15 protein-coding genes and 2 tRNA genes are annotated in these 16651 nt (G+C 70.5%); 1 reads left to right on the forward strand and 16 read right to left on the reverse strand.

All coding sequences use genetic code 11. The annotated features are described in order from the left end of the window. Positions 1–369: 369 nt before the first annotated feature. The 7 genes from ACWD04_RS03335 to ACWD04_RS03365 all read right to left on the reverse strand — a co-directional run bounded on the left by ACWD04_RS03335 (position 370) and on the right by ACWD04_RS03365 (position 11001). Positions 370–2988: a ComEC/Rec2 family competence protein gene (locus ACWD04_RS03335; protein WP_451127592.1), complete on the reverse strand. Its 2619-nt coding sequence runs from the start codon at positions 2986–2988 to the stop codon at positions 370–372. Then, on the reverse strand, positions 2985–3662 hold the full coding sequence (locus ACWD04_RS03340; RefSeq protein ID WP_451127594.1) for a helix-hairpin-helix domain-containing protein: 678 nt from the start codon (positions 3660–3662) through the stop codon (positions 2985–2987). The genes ACWD04_RS03335 and ACWD04_RS03340 overlap by 4 nt, the downstream gene beginning before the upstream one ends. Before the next feature lie 724 nt (positions 3663–4386). Next, a complete protein-coding gene (locus ACWD04_RS03345; RefSeq protein WP_451127596.1) occupies positions 4387–5232 on the reverse strand; it encodes a DegV family protein in 846 nt (281 codons plus the stop codon). Between the two features lie 178 nt (positions 5233–5410). Next, entirely contained in the window at positions 5411–6103 is a 693-nt protein-coding gene (locus tag ACWD04_RS03350) for a hypothetical protein (protein ID WP_451127598.1), read from the reverse strand. 151 nt (positions 6104–6254) lie between these two features. After that, positions 6255–9128, reverse strand: a complete 2874-nt coding sequence (leuS, locus tag ACWD04_RS03355) for a leucine--tRNA ligase (RefSeq protein WP_451127600.1) — start codon at positions 9126–9128, stop codon at positions 6255–6257. A gap of 328 nt (positions 9129–9456) precedes the next feature. After that, positions 9457–10314, reverse strand: coding sequence for a MerR family transcriptional regulator (locus tag ACWD04_RS03360; RefSeq protein ID WP_451127602.1), 858 nt, complete (start codon positions 10312–10314; stop codon positions 9457–9459). 432 nt (positions 10315–10746) lie between these two features. Further along, positions 10747–11001 (reverse strand): hypothetical protein, encoded by a 255-nt coding sequence (locus tag ACWD04_RS03365; RefSeq protein ID WP_451127604.1) that lies wholly within the window; start codon positions 10999–11001, stop codon positions 10747–10749. Between the two features lie 165 nt (positions 11002–11166). Here ACWD04_RS03365 and ACWD04_RS03370 point away from each other — a divergent pair, with 165 nt between their 5' ends. Beyond that, positions 11167–11508 carry a hypothetical protein gene (locus ACWD04_RS03370; RefSeq protein WP_451127606.1) on the forward strand — a complete coding sequence of 114 codons (342 nt, stop codon included), beginning with the start codon at positions 11167–11169 and terminating at the stop codon, positions 11506–11508. Positions 11509–11568: 60 nt separating this feature from the next. Here the strand turns inward: ACWD04_RS03370 and ACWD04_RS03375 are convergent. From ACWD04_RS03375 to ACWD04_RS03415, 9 genes are all read right to left on the reverse strand, one after another. Beyond that, positions 11569–11641, reverse strand: a tRNA-Ala gene (locus ACWD04_RS03375). 157 nt (positions 11642–11798) lie between these two features. After that, complete coding sequence (locus tag ACWD04_RS03380) at positions 11799–12032, reverse strand: hypothetical protein (protein ID WP_451127608.1); 234 nt, start codon at positions 12030–12032, stop codon at positions 11799–11801. Between the two features lie 437 nt (positions 12033–12469). Next, positions 12470–12542 (reverse strand) — tRNA-Ala (locus ACWD04_RS03385). Positions 12543–12658: 116 nt separating this feature from the next. Then, positions 12659–13312, reverse strand: coding sequence for a histidine phosphatase family protein (locus tag ACWD04_RS03390; protein ID WP_451128384.1), 654 nt, complete (start codon positions 13310–13312; stop codon positions 12659–12661). Further along, positions 13309–13740 (reverse strand): ribosome silencing factor, encoded by a 432-nt coding sequence (rsfS, locus tag ACWD04_RS03395; RefSeq protein ID WP_451127610.1) that lies wholly within the window; start codon positions 13738–13740, stop codon positions 13309–13311. The genes ACWD04_RS03390 and rsfS overlap by 4 nt, the downstream gene beginning before the upstream one ends. Before the next feature lie 60 nt (positions 13741–13800). Continuing rightward, on the reverse strand, positions 13801–15552 hold the full coding sequence (locus ACWD04_RS03400) for an LCP family protein (protein WP_451127612.1): 1752 nt from the start codon (positions 15550–15552) through the stop codon (positions 13801–13803). 19 nt (positions 15553–15571) lie between these two features. Next, a complete protein-coding gene (gene nadD / locus ACWD04_RS03405; protein WP_351276953.1) occupies positions 15572–16189 on the reverse strand; it encodes a nicotinate-nucleotide adenylyltransferase in 618 nt (205 codons plus the stop codon). A gap of 39 nt (positions 16190–16228) precedes the next feature. Beyond that, positions 16229–16390: a hypothetical protein gene (locus ACWD04_RS03410; protein ID WP_451127614.1), complete on the reverse strand. Its 162-nt coding sequence runs from the start codon at positions 16388–16390 to the stop codon at positions 16229–16231. A gap of 84 nt (positions 16391–16474) precedes the next feature. Further along, positions 16475–16627, reverse strand: coding sequence for a hypothetical protein (locus tag ACWD04_RS03415; protein WP_451127616.1), 153 nt, complete (start codon positions 16625–16627; stop codon positions 16475–16477). Positions 16628–16651 lie beyond the last annotated feature (24 nt).

Raw genomic sequence — 16651 nt, forward strand, 5'->3', positions numbered from 1 at the left:
GCGCCTCCCGGAAGCGGAACCTGCCGCAGGGATCGCCCTGTTCGGCGCGGGCGTCCAGCTCGAGCGGGCGCAGGGGGGTGCAGGGGGGTGCAGGGCTGTTCGAGGGAACGGCCGAGATCGTGGAAGGAGCGGACCTTCCCGCCGAGTCGGGTGACGCCCTCGCGGGAAAGCTCCACTGGGATCTGCGCGGACGCCCCGCTGGGTGTATCCGCGCATCACGCCGTACGCCGTCCAGGCGTGGCGCGATGAGAACGAGCCGGCAGGGCGCGACCTGATGCCCGACGGCACCTGGCGGGTCCGACAGCGGGGGCCTGCAGGTTCGCGGGGACCGGCCCGTCAGCGGGACACGGCACCGGGCGCACCGCGCGTTCATGGCCGGCCTGCCGCACGCAGCTCCGCGCCGGCACCTGTCACCGCGATCGCACCATGGAGGTCGGTGCGCAGAACCTTCGCTCCCGTCGCTTCGAGCGCTTCGACCGTACGGGCCGCAGGATGGCCGTACGGATTGTCCCTGCCGCAGCTGATCAACGCGAGCCTCGGGCGTGCGCTGCGCAGAAGCGCGGCGTCCTGATGGGCGGAGCCATGGTGCGCGACCTTGAGCACGTCCACCTGGGGAAGTGCCGGATGGCTGCGCAGCACCCCCTGCTGGGCGGGGGGTTCGAGATCGCCGAGGAGTAGCAGGGTCAGCCCGCCGGACCGGACGAGGAGCGTGACGCTGGAATCATTGGGCTCCTCGGTCACGTGCGCCGAAACCGTCCCCTGAGCGCCGGCCGCGGGCCAGAGGACCTGCCAGTCGAGGGGCCCGGTCCGGCGTCGCTCGCCGGGAACGGCCCGGACCATCGGGACGTGCGCCGCCGCGGCTGTTCGCTTCACGAAGGCTGCCTGCTCCGGCGGTTCGTCGAGGCTCGTCGTCTGGATCGCGCCGACCTCGCGGCCGCTCAGCAGACCCGGCAGGCCACGCACATGGTCGGCGTGGAAGTGTGTCAGCAGCAGCAGAGGCACACGGGTGATGCCGAGGTCACGCAGACACCGGTCCACCAGGCGGGGTTCAGGACCGGCGTCCACCACCACCGCCGTCCCCTCTCCGGCGGCAAGGACCATGGCGTCGCCCTGCCCCACGTCACAGAGAGCGAAAGCCCAGCCCGGCGGCGGCCATCCCGTCACGAACCGGGTGAGCGGCACCGGTCTCAGCACCGCGAGCACCAGCAGGAGCGCGGCGGCGGAACAGACCCAGGGGTGGCGGGCCAGGCGGCGGGCCGACAGCACCAGCAGGGCCGTGAGCACAGCCAGGAGGGCCGCACCGCGCCACCCGCCCGGCCAGTCGGCCTCCGCCCCGGGAAGCGCGGCCCCGGTGCGGGCCACGGACGCGATCCATCCGACGGGCCAGCCGGCGACCTCGGCCAGCGTCTCCGCCACCGGCATGGACGCGGGGGCAACAGCGAGCGCGGCGAAACCCAGGACGGTCGCGGGCGCCACCGCGAATTCGGCCAGCAGGTTGCAGGGGATCGCCACCAGGCTGACGCGTGACGCGAGAACCACGACCACGGGTGCGCAGACCGCCTGAGCGGCGCCCGCGGCGGCCAGCACCTCGGCAAGTCGTCCCGGGACCCCGTGCCGCTGAAGGGCGTCGCTCCACTTCGGTGCGAGGGTGAGGAGCGCGCCGGTGGCGAGCACGGACAGCAGGAAGCCGTAACTGCGGGCCAGCCACGGGTCGTACAGCACCAGCAGCAGAACGGCCGCGGCCAGTGCGGGAATCAGCGATCTGCGTCGGCCGGTACCGATGGCGAGCAGCGTGATCAGACCGCAGGCAGCCGCACGCAGAACGCTCGGCTCGGCGCGGCAGACGATCACGAAGGCGAGTGCGACGCCGCCGCCGGTCAGGGCGGTCATGCGCAGGGAGATGCCCAGCCGGGGCGCCAGGCCGCGGCGTTCGCTGCGCAACGCGGAGCCCGGTGGACCGATGAGGAGGAAGAGCAGGATCGACAGGTTGGCGCCCGACACGGCCAACAGGTGGGTGAGGTCGGTGGCTTTGAAGGCGTCGTGCAGGTCGGGCGGAACCCGTGAGGTGTCGCCGACGACCAGGCCCGGCAGGAGTGCCCGGGCATCGGCGTCGAGCCCGTCGGTGGCCTCGCGCAGGCCGGATCGCAGATCCCCCGCGACGCGTTGGAGGAGGGTGGGCCCTCTGATGACCCGCGGTGGGCCGTCCGCGTCGGTGCCGAGTACGGCCGCGATGCGCTCCCCCTCGTGGCGCGGCGGGGAGAGCCGCCCGCTGATCCGGATTCCGGTCGAGGGCAGCAGCCGCTGCCACCGCGCCGCCGCGTCCCCGGGGGCGACCATGACGAGCACCGGGGTGCGGAGTTCGGTGACCGTGCCGTCCGGAGCGGCCAGCCGGTCGACCTCCGCTTCGAGAAGCAGGGATACGGGTGTGCTGCGGTCGCCCCGAACGCGCGGCCGGGTCTGCCGGGGATCGGACGTGACGGTCACCTCCGCCTCGACCCGCGCATACGACTCCGCCAGTCCGGGGACGGGACCACTGCGCGCGTCCGCGCCGTGCAGCCCGGCAGCCGCCGCCCCGGCAGCCGCGCAGAGCAGCGCCCCGGCCACAGCCGTGGTGCGTGTCCCCGCTCGCCGGGGTGGCCTCACCGGTCCTGGCGGCCCGGCCGCCGGACCCACCCGCTCTGCCGGCCCCGCCTGCCACATCGGACCTGCCTGTCCCCCGAGGCCCGCTGGGTCCGGTGCCGCTCGTGTCACGGCTCGCGGTACGACTCGCCGTACGGCGACGAGGCCCAGCCCGGCGCATGCGCAGAGCACCGCCCCGACCGCCACCCACCGTCCCGGCGCCCCCAGTGCCACGACGGCTGCCGCCCAGGCCGCCAGGGCGGGAGGGACCAGCCGCAGGTCGGCCGGAGCTTCCTGACGTGGGTCGGCAGCGCCCAGCCGCTGCCCCGAGTGTGTGTGGACGTCGGCTCCGGTCACGGCCTCGTTCATGGCCTGACCAGCGGCCGGAGGTCCGCGAACCGGCGGTCCCCGATGCCGTTGACCTCACGGAGCTCGTCGACGGAGCGGTACCCTCCGTGCTCGGTGCGGTAGTCGACGATGTGCTGGGCGAGCACCGGCCCGACGCCGGGGAGGGTTTCGAGCTGCTCGACGGTTGCCGTGCCGAGGCTCACCGGCGCCGCCGGTCCGGCCTCTCCCGCCGCGCCATCTGCACGTGTTCCGCCCGCGGGTGGCGGCGCGACAGGCAGACCCACCGCTACCTGCTCACCGTCCGTCAGGACGCGTGCGCGGTTGAGTGCGGTGACATCGGTTCCTGTACGGATGCCTCCCGCGGCGCGCAGGGCGTCCGCGACGCGGGAGCCGGCCGGCAGGTACTGGATCCCCGGCCGACGCACCTTGCCGCTCACGTCGACGACGATCTGTCCGCCGGGTGCGGCACCGGTCTTCGATCCCTCGTCCGGAGCGGGCGGGAGACCGGCCGGCTGGGCCTGCGGTGTCCCCGGCCCGCCCGCCTGCACCGCGGCGGCCTCCGTGACCCGGTCGGGAGGCCGGACGGGCTCAGGACGGGCCGACCAGAAGTGTGTCCCCGCGAGCACCGCGGCGCCGACCAGGACGACGGCGAGCGCGGCGAGCGCGCGTGGCTCCAAGCCGCAGCGCAGCTGCATCCACAGGGGTAACCGATCCCGCAGAGCGGGCCCAGCCTCCCGCCACCACCGTGGCCGCGCGGCGGAACCGTCGGACGCCCCGCGGCGCAGCGGGGGTGACGGCCTGACCGGCGGCGCTGCCGCGGAGCTCACGTCGGGCGTGGGCAGTGGCGGGTCCACTGCCCAGGAAGGTGCCGCACGGGAGCGTCCAGGCGCGCCGGACAGCGCCCCGGCCGTTCCCGCCCCAGCCACCGCCGCAGTCCGCGTCGCCCCCCGGTCGGCGGCCATGAGGGCGTCCGCCCGGAGCCGGGAAGCTGCCGCGATCCCGGCGTCCGATCCGCGCACCGTGCGTCTCCGGCGCCCGCGCCGGGCGACCGAGGCGGTGCCGGGCGAGGTACCGGCCGCTCCACCGGGGCGGACACCGGGCCTGGACCGGGCACGCCCAGCCGGGCCGGGCCCGCGGGACAACACACGAGGTGCGGCACGGTGCATGGCCCGATGGGCGGGCGGGCGCCTGGGCAAGTCCATGGTGACGTGCGCGGGCAGATCCGAGAGCCTGTGCGTGGGCGGGTTCGTGGCGCCGCCGGCCGGGCTCTGCCGTCCGATGGCACGGCCGACTGTGGAAAGTGGTCGGAAGGTCATGTCTCACGACGCTAGACACTTCCTCCGAAATCCGCCGAGCCGCCCCGATTACGGTGGATAACTCACCAGTTGTGGATAACCTCACCACCCGCCGGAGTGAGATTCAGCGCGGTGCGACCACCGCTCCCAGCAGCCCGGGCCCGGTGTGGGCCCCGATCACCGCACCCACTTCGCTCACATGAAGATCGACTAGCCCCGGCACCCGTCCCCGTAGCCGCTCCGCCAGCCTCTCGGCGCCGTCCGGAGCGGCCAGGTGGTGGACGGCGATGTCCACCGCACCGGTGCCGGCGCGCACGGTGACGATCTCCTCGAGCCTCGCGATCGCCTTGGACGCCGTCCGCACCTTCTCCAGCATCTCGATCCGGCCGCCGTCGAGCTGAAGCAGCGGTTTGACGGCCAGGGCCGACCCCAGCAGTGCCTGGGCGGCACCGATGCGCCCGCCTCGGCGCAGATAGTCCAGCGTATCGACGTAGAAGAACGCCGACGTGCCCGCCGCCCGCTTCTCGGCCGCTGCGACCGCCTCGTCCAAGCCGCCACCCGCCTCGGCGGCCTCGGCCGCGGCGAGCGCGCAGAATCCCAGGGCCATGGCAACCATGCCGGTGTCGACCACGCGCACCGGCACCGGTGCGTCCTTCGCCGCCAGCGCGGCGGCGTCGTAGGTACCGGAGAACTCGGCCGACAGATGGAGGGAGACGATTCCGGTGGCACCCGCCTCGGCCACGGCGCGGTACGCGGCGGCGAAGACTTCCGGGCTGGGCCGTGACGTGGTCACGGAGCGGCGCTTCTGCAGAGCCAGCGCCAGCGACCGGGCCGAGATCTCCGTACCTTCCTCCAGGGCCTGATCACCCAGGACGACGGTCAGCGGCACCGTGGTGATGCCGTGCCGTTCCATCGTCTGGGGCGGCAGGTAGGCCGTTGAATCGGTGACGATCGCGACATGGCGGGACATGAGCCGGAGGTTACCTTCCGGGGCGGGGGCGCGGCAGCCCGGGACCCGCCTGCTGATCGTTTCCGGTCGGTCCGGTAGTCATCCGTGACGCGCCTCCGGCCTTTCGCAGCGTGCGGACCGAGTCGGGAGACATCCCCCCGTCACCCCGGCTGTGGGATGTCTCCACAGCCGATGTGCGTCAGTTCGTGGTCTCCGGCCTGGCGGACTTCTGCCACGGATAATCCGTGCGCAGCTGCGGGTCCGGCGGGGTGAGCGCGGGCGGTGTCTCCTCGTCGGCCGGCCCGCTCCAGCTGTACGCAGCCGTACCGCCCGGGGCCGACGGCTCCTCGGTCGTCCAGTGCCTGAGGGCCCCTGCCTCCAGGTCGATCTGCGCGTTGAGCGCGGCAAGATCGTCGTCGGCGAACTGCCTGGCCCGGTCACGCGCCGCCCAGCGCAGCGATTCCGCCGAGTGTGTGATGCGCTCGGTGCGTTCCTTCAGCTCCGGCAGCAGCGTGGCCACTGTCGCCCGGTCCGGCTCGCGTTCCAGACGCTTGAGGTCGTTGTCGAGCTCGTGTCCGTGTGCGCTCAGACGCTGGAAGAGCCCCAGCGACTCCGAGAGGGAGGCGTCCTCCGCGACCCCGGCGTCCAACGCGTCCTGCGTGGCCCGCATCGATGTACGCAGCGTGAGCCTCAACTGCGCCAGCTCCCCCGGCACACCGGGCTGTCCGTAGCTCTTGGCCCGCAGAGCGGTGTCCTCCACGGAGCGGCGCGCCTGCGTGATCGTCCGGTCGACACCGCGCTTGGCCGCGCGCACCGCCTTCACGCCGGCGTACACCCCGAGTGCGGTGAAGGCCACGAACAGCAGCGTCAGGATCAGGATCACGTCGTCCATGAACGCCCCTCGGTCGTCGAATAGGCTGCCCGCGTGCGGTCGCCCCTTCTACCGTAAACGGACTGGGCAGGCCGAGGGTTCCACAGGAACCCCCAACCTGCCCGTTCAGGGATAAGCCCTGGCGCCCGGGCAAACCGCCCGGGCGCAACTGTCACGCGGGGACGATGTTGACCAGCTTCGGCGCCCTCACGACCACCTTGCGGATTCCGGCCCCGCCGAGCGCGGCGACGACGTTCTCGTCGGCCAGGGCCAGCGTCTCCAGTTCCTCGTCCGAGATCGACGGGGAGATCTCCAGGCGGGCCTTGACCTTGCCCTTGATCTGCACCACGCAGGTCACCGTCTCGTCCACGACATAGGCCGGGTCGGCGACCGGGAAGTCCTGGTGCACGACGGACTCGGTGTGGCCCAGCCGGCGCCAGAGCTCCTCCGCCACGTGCGGCGCCAACGGTGCGACCAGCAGCACGAGCCGCTCGGCGACTGACCGTGACAGCGGGCCGCCCGCCTTCGTCAGGTGGTTGTTCAGTTCGGTGACCTTGGCGATGGCGGTGTTGAACCGCATCCCGGCCATGTCCTGGCCGACACCGTCGATGGCCTTGTGCAGCGCCCGCAGCGTGTCCTGGCCGGGCTCCTTGTCCACGACGGTGACCTCACCGGTCTCCTCGTCGACGACGTTGCGCCACAGCCGCTGCAGCAGCCGGTACTGGCCGACCACCGCCCGGGTGTCCCACGGACGCGAGACGTCCAGCGGGCCCATGGCCATCTCGTACAGCCGCAGGGTGTCCGCCCCGTACTCACCGCAGATCTCGTCGGGCGTGACGGCGTTCTTCAGGGACTTGCCCATCTTGCCCAGGACGCGGCTGACCTTCTCGCCGGCGTGGTAGTAAGCCCCGTCGCGCTCCTCGACCTCAGCGGCCGGGACCGCGATGCCGCGGCTGTCCCGATAGACGAAGGCCTGGATCATGCCCTGGTTGTACAGCTTGTGGAACGGCTCCGCGGACGAGATGTGCCCCAGGTCGTGCAGCACCTTCGACCAGAAGCGGGCGTACAGCAGGTGCAGCACCGCGTGCTCGGAGCCGCCGACGTACAGGTCGACGCCACCGGTCGGCTGACCCTCGCGCGGCCCCATCCAGTACTGCTCGATCGCCGGGTCGACCAGCCGCTGGTCGTTGTGCGGATCCAGGTAGCGCAGCTCGTACCAGCACGAGCCCGCCCAGTTCGGCATGGTGTTGGTCTCGCGGCGGTAACTTCGCAGGCCAGCGCCGTCGCCCAGGTCCAGGGTCACGTTGACCCAGTCGGCGTTGCGGGACAGCGGGGTCTCGGGCTGGGTGTCGGCATCCTCCGGGTCGAAGGTGCGCGGCGAGTAGTCCTCGACCTCGGGCAGTTCCAGCGGCAGCATCGACTCGGGCAGCGGGTGGGCGATGCCCTCCTCGTCGTACACGATCGGGAAGGGCTCGCCCCAGTAACGCTGACGGCTGAACAGCCAGTCCCTCAGCCGGAAGTTGACGGTGCCCTCGCCGACGCCGCGCGCCTGCATCCACTCGGTGATCTTCGCCTTGGCCTCGACGACGCCCAGGCCGTCCAGCGAGATGTCCTCGTTGGCGGAGTTGACCAGCTTCGCCTCGTACGAGCCGAACGCGTCCTCCCACGTCGCGGGGTTCAGGCCGCGGTCGTCCGACGGCTCGACAACGCAGCGCATCGGCAGCTCGAAGGCGCGCGCGAAAGCGAAGTCGCGTGCGTCGTGCGCCGGTACGGCCATGATCGCGCCGGTGCCGTAGCCCATCAGGACGTAGTCGGCGATGAAGACAGGGACCTTCTCGCCGCTGACCGGGTTGGTCGCGTAGGCGCCCGTGAAGACACCGGTCTTGTCCTTGGCCTCTGCCTGCCGTTCCACATCGGACTTGGCGGCGGCCTGCTTGCGGTACGCGGTGACAGCCTCGGCCGGGTTCGCGTGGCCCCCGGTCCACACCGGGTGGGTACCCTCGGGCCAGGCGGCGGGGATGATCCGCTCGACCAGCTCGTGTTCCGGTGCCAGCACCATGTAGGTGGCACCGAACAAGGTGTCCTGGCGGGTGGTGAAAACGGTGATGTCGCCGGCTCCGTCGACCGGGAAGTCGACGCGAGCGCCCTCGGAACGGCCGATCCAGTTGCGCTGCTGCAGCTTGATGGCGTCTGGCCAGTCCAGCCCGTCCAGGTCGTTCAGCAGCCGGTCCGCGTAGGCCGTGATGCGCATGTTCCACTGACGCAGCTTGGCCTTGAAGACCGGGAAGTTACCGCGTTCGGAGCGGCCGTCGGCCGTCACCTCTTCGTTGGCCAGCACGGTGCCCAGCCCGGGCGCCCAGTTGACGGGCGCGTCCGAGGCATAGGCCAGGCGGTACTGCCCCAGGATCCCGGCGCGGTCGGCGGCGCTCAGCGCGCCCCACTCGCGGCCGTCGGGGACCGGGCGCGAGCCGCTCTCGAACTGGGCGACCAGCTCGGCGATCGGCCGGGCCCGGTCGGCCTCTGTGTCGTACCAGGAGTTGAAGATCTGCAGGAAGATCCACTGGGTCCACTTGTAGTAGTCCGCGTCGATCGTCGCGAAGGAGCGGCGCTTGTCGTGGCCCAGGCCCAGCCGACGCAGCTGGGCCTTCATGTTCTCCATGTTGGCCTCGGTGGACGCCCGCGGGTGCGTGCCCGTCTGTACGGCGTACTGCTCGGCGGGCAGGCCGAAGGCGTCGAAGCCCAGGGTATGCAGGACGTTGTGCCCGGTCATCCGCTGGTGACGGGCGTAGACGTCGGTGGCGATGTAGCCCAGCGGGTGACCGACATGCAGACCGGACCCCGACGGGTACGGGAACATGTCCATGATGAATTTCTTCGGCTTGGCGGCCCGCTCCGGATCGACCGCCAGATCCCCGGTCGGATTCGGAGCCTCGTACGTCCCCTCGGCGTCCCAGAAGTCCTGCCAGCGTGCCTCGATGTCGGCGGCCATCGCTGCCGTATAGCGGTGCGGCGCGGCCACCTCGGCCGCGGTATTCGTCTCGCTCATGATCCTCAAAGCTCCATCGATCGTCATCTGCCGGCGCCCACGTCTACGGACACACGTCTACGGAAACGAAAAATCCCCTCGCACAGGAGGGGACGCCGCGCCGAGTCCGACCAGGCATTCTCACCGGTCGGGAGTGATCAGCGCGGCTCGCTAAGCAGAAGGCGTACGGCACGCATGGCGTCAGGGTACCGCACGGGCCCGGCACCCGGTTCGGGAGACATCCGGCCGAGAAGCGGCGTGGGGCCCGCCACTCTGGGAGCCGACTGACACATCACGCCCGTACCCTCCGGGCTGCTCTTGTCGGGTTCGCCCCGAGCGCCGATGCCAGTCAGCAGGTCCGTGGGGTGTCGCCGTCCTTGTCGGCCGAGTGAAGCAGTTCGATGACACGTTCCTCGTACCGGACGCGGGCCGGGGAGAAGTCGTACGGCATCTTGCCGATGGCCTCCATCGGGCTCATCCTCGCCTCGCCTTCCTCCTCGCCAGCGTGCTCGTCCTCCTGGTCCAGGAGGTCGTCGAGGGCCTCGTCCAGGCCGGATCTGTCGATGGTGGCTCCCACGGCGGTCTCATGAGCACACCGCTGGTCAGCCAGGTCTTCGATGCGGGGGTCGTCGGGGGACATGGTGTCGTCCAGGGCCGCCTCGGCCTCGGCCAGGCGGTCTTCCTCGGCCCGCAGCTCGGGGTGGGTGGCCAGGACGATGAACCGGTCGGCCTGGATGGCGGCGCCCAGGGAGCCGAAGACACGCTCCGTGACCAGAAGGGTATCCAGATCGGCCGGGCGCAGGGCCCCGGGCGGCAGATCATGCAGGCGGCCACTGACCAGCGGTGAGAGCAGGCCCAGGGGGTTGCCCACCTCGCGGAGGCGGTGCACGGCGGCCCGCTGGGCTTCGATGGCGGCCGCCTTGGAGGCGAGGGACTCCTCCAGCCGGGCCAGGGACTGCTCGATGCCGGTGGCGCCCTCAAAGCCGGCCTGGATGTCGTCCAGGGAGATACCCGCATCAGCCATCTTGCGGATCCACAGCAGGCGGATCATGTCGTCGTATGCGTAGCGGCGACGGTCGTCGCTGCCGCGTTCCGGTTCGGCGAGGAGCCCGATGGCGTGGTAGTGGCGGATCGCGCGGGGTGTGGTCCCGGCGAACGCGGCGGCATCGCCGATCTTGACCCGGCGGGGAATCGCAGGAAGGGGCATGCGCGGGAACCTCTCGATGTAGTGCTCGACGCCTACTGGACCACATGCCGCTACGGCACATGCAAACCCCGCTGCCGTAGGCGCGCCCCGCGCTCCCGCACCGTCTAGGGGCGTACGGATCGCTGCACGGGCAGAGAAAACGTCCCCGATAAGCAGACTTGGGAACCGAAGCCAGCCGCGGTCGGCCAGCCTGACCAGCTTCCCGCACAACGGCTCCAGTCCGGCTCGCACGCTGACGTCCACCCCCAGCACCTCGCCGACCTGCCGAGCCATGACCGGCCCGGCAACCTCCCGCACGACGGCCAGGATGCGCTGGTAGTCCGGCGGAAGCATGGTCTCCTCCACGCCGGACGTGCGGTGCGGGATCATCATCACCGCCCGGCCGCCCACCTGCCCGGGCGCCGGCCCGGCCGAGGCCCGCTCCTCCGCAAGCTACTCGCTCATCCGCTCAAGAACCTTCTCGGCGACGGCGAGTTCGTCGCGCTCGGCCCGGACCTCCGACAGCTGGTTGGCCAGCTGTTCTTCGAGTTCGTCCAGTTCCGCACGCCGCGCGGTGATCCGCTCCAGCAGCTCGGGATCCGTACACCGGATCGTAGAAGGCCGTCCGCCCGCCGCGAGCAGGAACCGGCAGCCGCCCGCTGACGGCGATCTACAGCGCAGACTCCAGCCCCCGACCAGCACAAGCACCCCGGGTCACACCAACCCTGCTGACCAGCGATTTTCAGGTTGGCGGAGGCTCACGGGACCGCATCGCCGAGCCATTCGGAGGCGCCCACATGAAGCCTCCGCGCAGGATCCACTCCTCCCCCCCCTTGAGCCCTTCAGTGAGTCCCGGCCAAGGAAGAGCCGCCCGTGCAGGGCGGGATCACCCCCCTCTCGGCCCTGGTTCTCGTCGAGAAGCTGCGCGCGGTCGCGAGGGCGCCCACACGGCGCAGTGTGCGGCCGATCGTCGGTCACTTCGGATCCGACCGCTTCCTGGCAGCCACGCTCTCGGCGTTCACCGACGACCTCGCGGCGCACCTGCCCACCCCGGAGCCGCGCTCGTGGGCACCGCCGCTCCGATGCACCTGCGCGAACGGGCCCAGCGTGCCGTACGGCACTGCCGCCCCTGTCCTCCGTCTCGAGCAGGCACCCGCCGGACGGCCCTCGCTACCGAGTGCCCGGCTGGTGCCCCTGGGCACCGGACACGGCTGATCCGAGGGCGGGTACAACAAGAAGCGGGTCATCCGACCAGGATGACCCGCTTCTTCACTGTGGAGCTAAGGAGAATTGAACTCCTGACCTCCTGCATGCCATGCAGGCGCTCTACCAACTGAGCTATAGCCCCGTGTTGTTTGCCGCTCGGTTTCCCTGGCGACATCGAGAACATTACACGGTCCCCCCGGCCCATCAAAAATCGTTTCCACCCTGTCCGGATATGACCGGTGCGCAACGTCCTGACCAGCGACTGTTCCGATCATGAGCAGTCGACCGGAGGCACCGCGTCAGGCGGTGGCGAACGAGTAGAACCGCTTGAGGGTGCAGTGTTCCTCCAGGAGCCGGCCGTAGATGGGCTCCCCTTCGAGCTCCCGGTACGTCTCGATGGGGTCGCCTTTTATGATCAGCGCCCGCGCACACTCTTCACACCAGTACTGGAACTCCGCGTTGACGGGTTCCATGTCCCTGACGATGGGCGTACCGCTACCGCACCAGTCGCACTTCCGCCTGTGTGCACCCATCCGCTCAGCTCCGCGGGCGGCCGCGGGCCGCACAAGCGAAGGAACCCTCTTGCGAAGAACCGGGAGAGCGAGTCGCCATGGAACGGCGGGTGATGGAGCGGCGGGTCACGGTGGGGGTAAGGGGCAGGCCCGGGGCCCGTACGCGGCTCGCAGGCATCGCGCTCCCTCCCGATCGGTCCGTCGCCCCCTCCGGCGGTCCGATTCTGCCATGGCCCCGCACGGAGGTCAGCCCGACGACCGCCCCGCTGCCCGCCTTTGTCGTCAGAGGAGGACACCGGCCCGGTCGGCCCACCTGCGAGGATGGCGCCGGAACACCCCGTCGGCCCTTGTCCCAGGCGGGCCGGGGCAGTTGAGGCACCGCCGGCACGGGCCGCAGCACCGGATCTGCGCAACCCGCAAAAAAATCCCGCCCCCTGCCGGGGACGGGATCTTGACTGTGGAGCTAAGGAGAATTGAACTCCTGACCTCCTGCATGCCATGCAGGCGCTCTACCAACTGAGCTATAGCCCCGCTGTTCGCTGTTTTTCCCTGCGTTTCCGCGCTGCGAACAAGAAGAACTTTAGCCTGCGGCGAGCCGGAAAGTGAAATCCGGCCCCCGGCCCCCGGAGAGTCCCTCCGGGCGCCCGCTAGTCGTCGTCCCCGAGCACCGGTTCGGGGAGCGTCCCGGCGTTGTGCTCGAGTAGGCGCCAGCCGCGTGCGCCTTCGCCGAGCACGGACCAGCAGCAGTTGGAAAGCCCGCCGAGCCCCTCCCAGTGGAGGGCCTCGAGCCCGAGCAGACGGCCGATGGTGGTCCGGATCGTGCCGCCATGACTCACGACGACGAGCGTGCCCGCGTCGGGCAGCTTGTCGGCATGCTCCAGGACGACCGGGGCGGCCCGGTCGGCCACCTCGGTCTCCAGCTCGCCACCGCCCCTGCGGACCGGCTCACCGCGCTTCCACGCGGCGTACTGCTCGCCGTACTGCCCGACGATCTCCTCGTGCGTGAGGCCCTGCCAGGCGCCCGCATACGTCTCGCGCAGCGCGGAGTCGCGTGTGACGTCGAGGCCGGTGACCGACGCGAGCTCGGCGGCCGTGGCCGCTGCCCGCCGCAGGTCGGACGCCACGATCGCGTTCGGCCGCAGCGAGGCGAGCAGCCGGGCGGCGCGGCGTGCCTGACCGACGCCGGTCTCGGTCAGCTCGATGTCCGTGGTGCCCTGGAAACGGCGCTCCAGATTCCACGCCGTCTGGCCGTGCCGCCAGAGGACGATCTTGCGTCCCCTGCCGCTCCTGCTGCCGTTCAGCTCTGTTCACCTTCCGTGCCGCCGTTGAGCTGGGCGTGCTCCTCGGCCTTGCCCCGGGTCTTGAGCGCGTCCTCCGGGAGGGCGATCTCGGGGCAGTCCTTCCACAGCCGTTCGAGCGCGTAGAACACACGCTCCTCGCTGTGCTGGACATGGATCACGATGTCGACGTAGTCGAGAAGGATCCAGCGGGCGTCGCGGTCGCCCTCGCGGCGTACCGGCTTGGCGCCGAGCTCCTTCTGTAGCCGCTCCTCGATCTCGTCGACGATCGACTTGACCTGGCGGTCGTTGGGAGCCGAGGCCAGCAGGAATGCGTCGGTGATCGACAGCACCTCGCTGACGTCGTAGGCGATGATGTCGTGCGCGAGCCGGTCGGCCGCCGCCTGGGCGGCGGCGTTGATGAGCTCGATGGAGCGGTCCGTGGCGGTCACATGCAGGCTTTCGTCGGCGGTCAGATCAACCTCTAGGGTCTCACGGACCGCCGACAGCCCTTACTGCTGCTGCTCAGGGATCTTGTAGTCCTGCCCGAGGGCGACGGACACGTCGGCGTTCGTGGCGGGCTCCCCCTTCTTCACCGAGGTCTCCGGCAGGCCAAGGGTCTTGGCGACCTCGACCGCCTTCGCCTTGTCGTCCGCGGCCCCGTAGACCACCTGGGACGCAGCGGCGGTGTCCGTCCTGCCACTGTCGACGAAGGCATAGCCGCCGTTGACGAGCTGGATCCTGGCGTAATCCGTACCGCTGGTGTTCCCCGTGGCGTTCTTGATGCCGACGCGTACCGCCGCGCCCTGGTCCGGGGTTTTCACCTTGCCGCCCAGGACGTCCTTGACGACGCGTTCGGTCGCCTGCTCCGTGAGGGTGCCGTCGCTCTGGACCGGGAGCAGCTCCGTCTTGTAGTCGCCCACCTTGGCGTGCCCGGCGAGCTTCGCCAGCGACGCGCCCAGGTCCTGCTCCGGCAGAGACGGGTCCAGGATCTGCGCGAGGGTCTCGATGGTGACGGTCGCGGCCTCGGGGTCCTCCGACAGCTTGCGCAGCACGCTGCGCATCACCTGGCCGAAGCGCATCAGCTGCTTGGCCTCCTGCTCGCCCTCGCCCAGGTAGGTGGCGTACGCGACGGCCATCGGGCCGCTCAGCGTCTGTGCCTCCCCCTTACTCACGAGCGGCGAGGCGCCCTTCTTGGAGTCGGGCACATCCGTGTCGGTGTCGACCTCGATGTTGCCCACGAGCTCCACGAGATTCTCGAGGTACGGGGTGTCGAGCCGCCAGGTGCCACTGATGCTGGTGCTGAGCAGGGTGTCGATCGACTCCCGGGTGCCGGTGGACCCGTCGTCGTCCACGGACTTGCCGAGGGTAGTGGTGGACCCGTCGTCCGCGGCCACGGCAAGCGAGTCGGGGAGCAGGACGGTGGTGCCCTGTCCGGTGGTGACGTTGTCGACGAGCAGCGCCGTGGAGGTGCCGCCCTTCTTGGTGTCGTGCAGATGGACGACGATGACGTCACGCTTCTGCGGGCCCGACGCCGTAGTGTTCTGCTCGTCCGTGCCGGAGACTCCCGGGACCATTCCGGCGAACCAGAGGTAGCCCGCGCCGCCGACGACCACGAGGGCCACGACGACTATGAGCGCGACCATCCGGTTGCGCCCGCGCCGGCGTGCTTCCTCACGACGCTCGCTCCGGCTCTCGGTGAATTTCAGCCAGTCGATGACATCTTCGGAGTCCTCATCGGGCTCCTCGATGAAGGCGAACTGTTCGGTTCCGTAGTCGCTGTCGGCACGGCGCTGTCCAAAAACAACGGCATCGGCTTCCGGTTCGGGTTCGCGCCGCCGGCCTGGCACCGACACCGGCGCTGCCGGTGCTGCCGGTGCCGCCGGTCCGGAAGGGGCTTCGGGTACGTGCCACTGCTGGGTGGAGTCGTCCACCGCGGGCTGTCGGCCCGTGTCGTAGCCGTACGCACCGTAGCCGCCGTCGCTGTAGCCCCCCTGGCCGTACCCGTACTCCTGCTGCGTCGGCTGCGCCTGCTGCTGGGCGTGCTGGGCAGCGTACGGGTCGTACTGCTGCGCGCCGGTGTACGGGTCGTAACCGTAGCCCTCTTGCTGCGACCGCACGTCCTGCTGCTGCGGTTCCTGCTGGGCATACGGGTCGTACTGCTGCTGCCCCTGCTGCTGATAGACCGGCTGCCCGTACTCGTCGTAGCCGATGATCAGCGGCTGCTGCTGGTACGGGTCGTACGGGTTCTGTCGGTCGTTCACAGGTGCCCCTCTCCGTGGCTCATTCGCCGCGGTACAGCTGGCGCTTGTCGATGTAGCGGACGACACCGTCCGGCACCAGATACCAGACCGGCTCCCCCTGCGCGACCCTGGCGCGGCAGTCCGTGGACGAAATCGCCAGTGCGGGCACCTCCACCAGCGAGACGCCGCCCTCGGGCAGCCCGTCGTCCGTCAGCACGTGGCCCGGCCGGGTCACTCCGATGAAGTGGGAGAGCGAGAACAACTCCTCGGCGTCCCGCCAGGTCAGGATCTGGGACAGGGCGTCGGCGCCGGTGATGAAGAAGAGATCGGCGTCGCCATGGACCGTGCGCAGATCCCGTAGCGTATCGATCGTGTACGTCGGCCCGCCGCGGTCGATGTCGCTGCGGCTGACCGAGAACTGCGGGTTGGACGCGGTCGCGATGACCGTCATCAGATAGCGGTCCTCGGCCGGGGACACCTGCTTGTGGCTCTTCTGCCACGGCTGCCCGGTCGGGACGAAGATGACTTCGTCGAGGTGGAAGTGGGCGGCCACTTCACTGGCCGCCACCAGGTGTCCGTGATGAATCGGGTCAAAAGTCCCGCCCATCACGCCGAGTCGGCGCTTGCCGCGGCCGGTAGGCACTTCCTGCTCTCCCATGCGTGCAGACCCTACTGGTACAGCCGTTCGCCTCTGCCGTCAGCGGTCGCGGTTGAAACTAGTGGTGATCCACAGCAGGAGCAGCAGCGCGACCAGCGCGCCGACACCGGTGAGGTACGGGCTGAGGCTTTCGTGATTACCACCCTGCTCGCCTTCGGAGGCGAGGGTGACCAGCTGGTGCGCGGTGCTCGAGAGGCTCATCTTCTGCAGGACCTATCCATCGGGAATCAGGAGGGAGACGTCGCGCACATCGTATGCGGGCGCCACGGGCACGCTCACGCCGACTCAGTCGTTGGTGCCGTCATTGCGATATCCGCGCAGCAGGAACCAGGCGAGCAGGGCGGCTCCGACGAGCGCGACGAGCAGCACGACGCGGAGCGTGTCGCCCGGCCCCTGGCCCTCGGACACGGCGGCAAGTATGACGGCGGTGTGCGGCATTCCGGGCGCTCCTCAAAGTTATCC

This window comes from Streptomyces sp. NPDC002911, assembly GCF_053591835.1.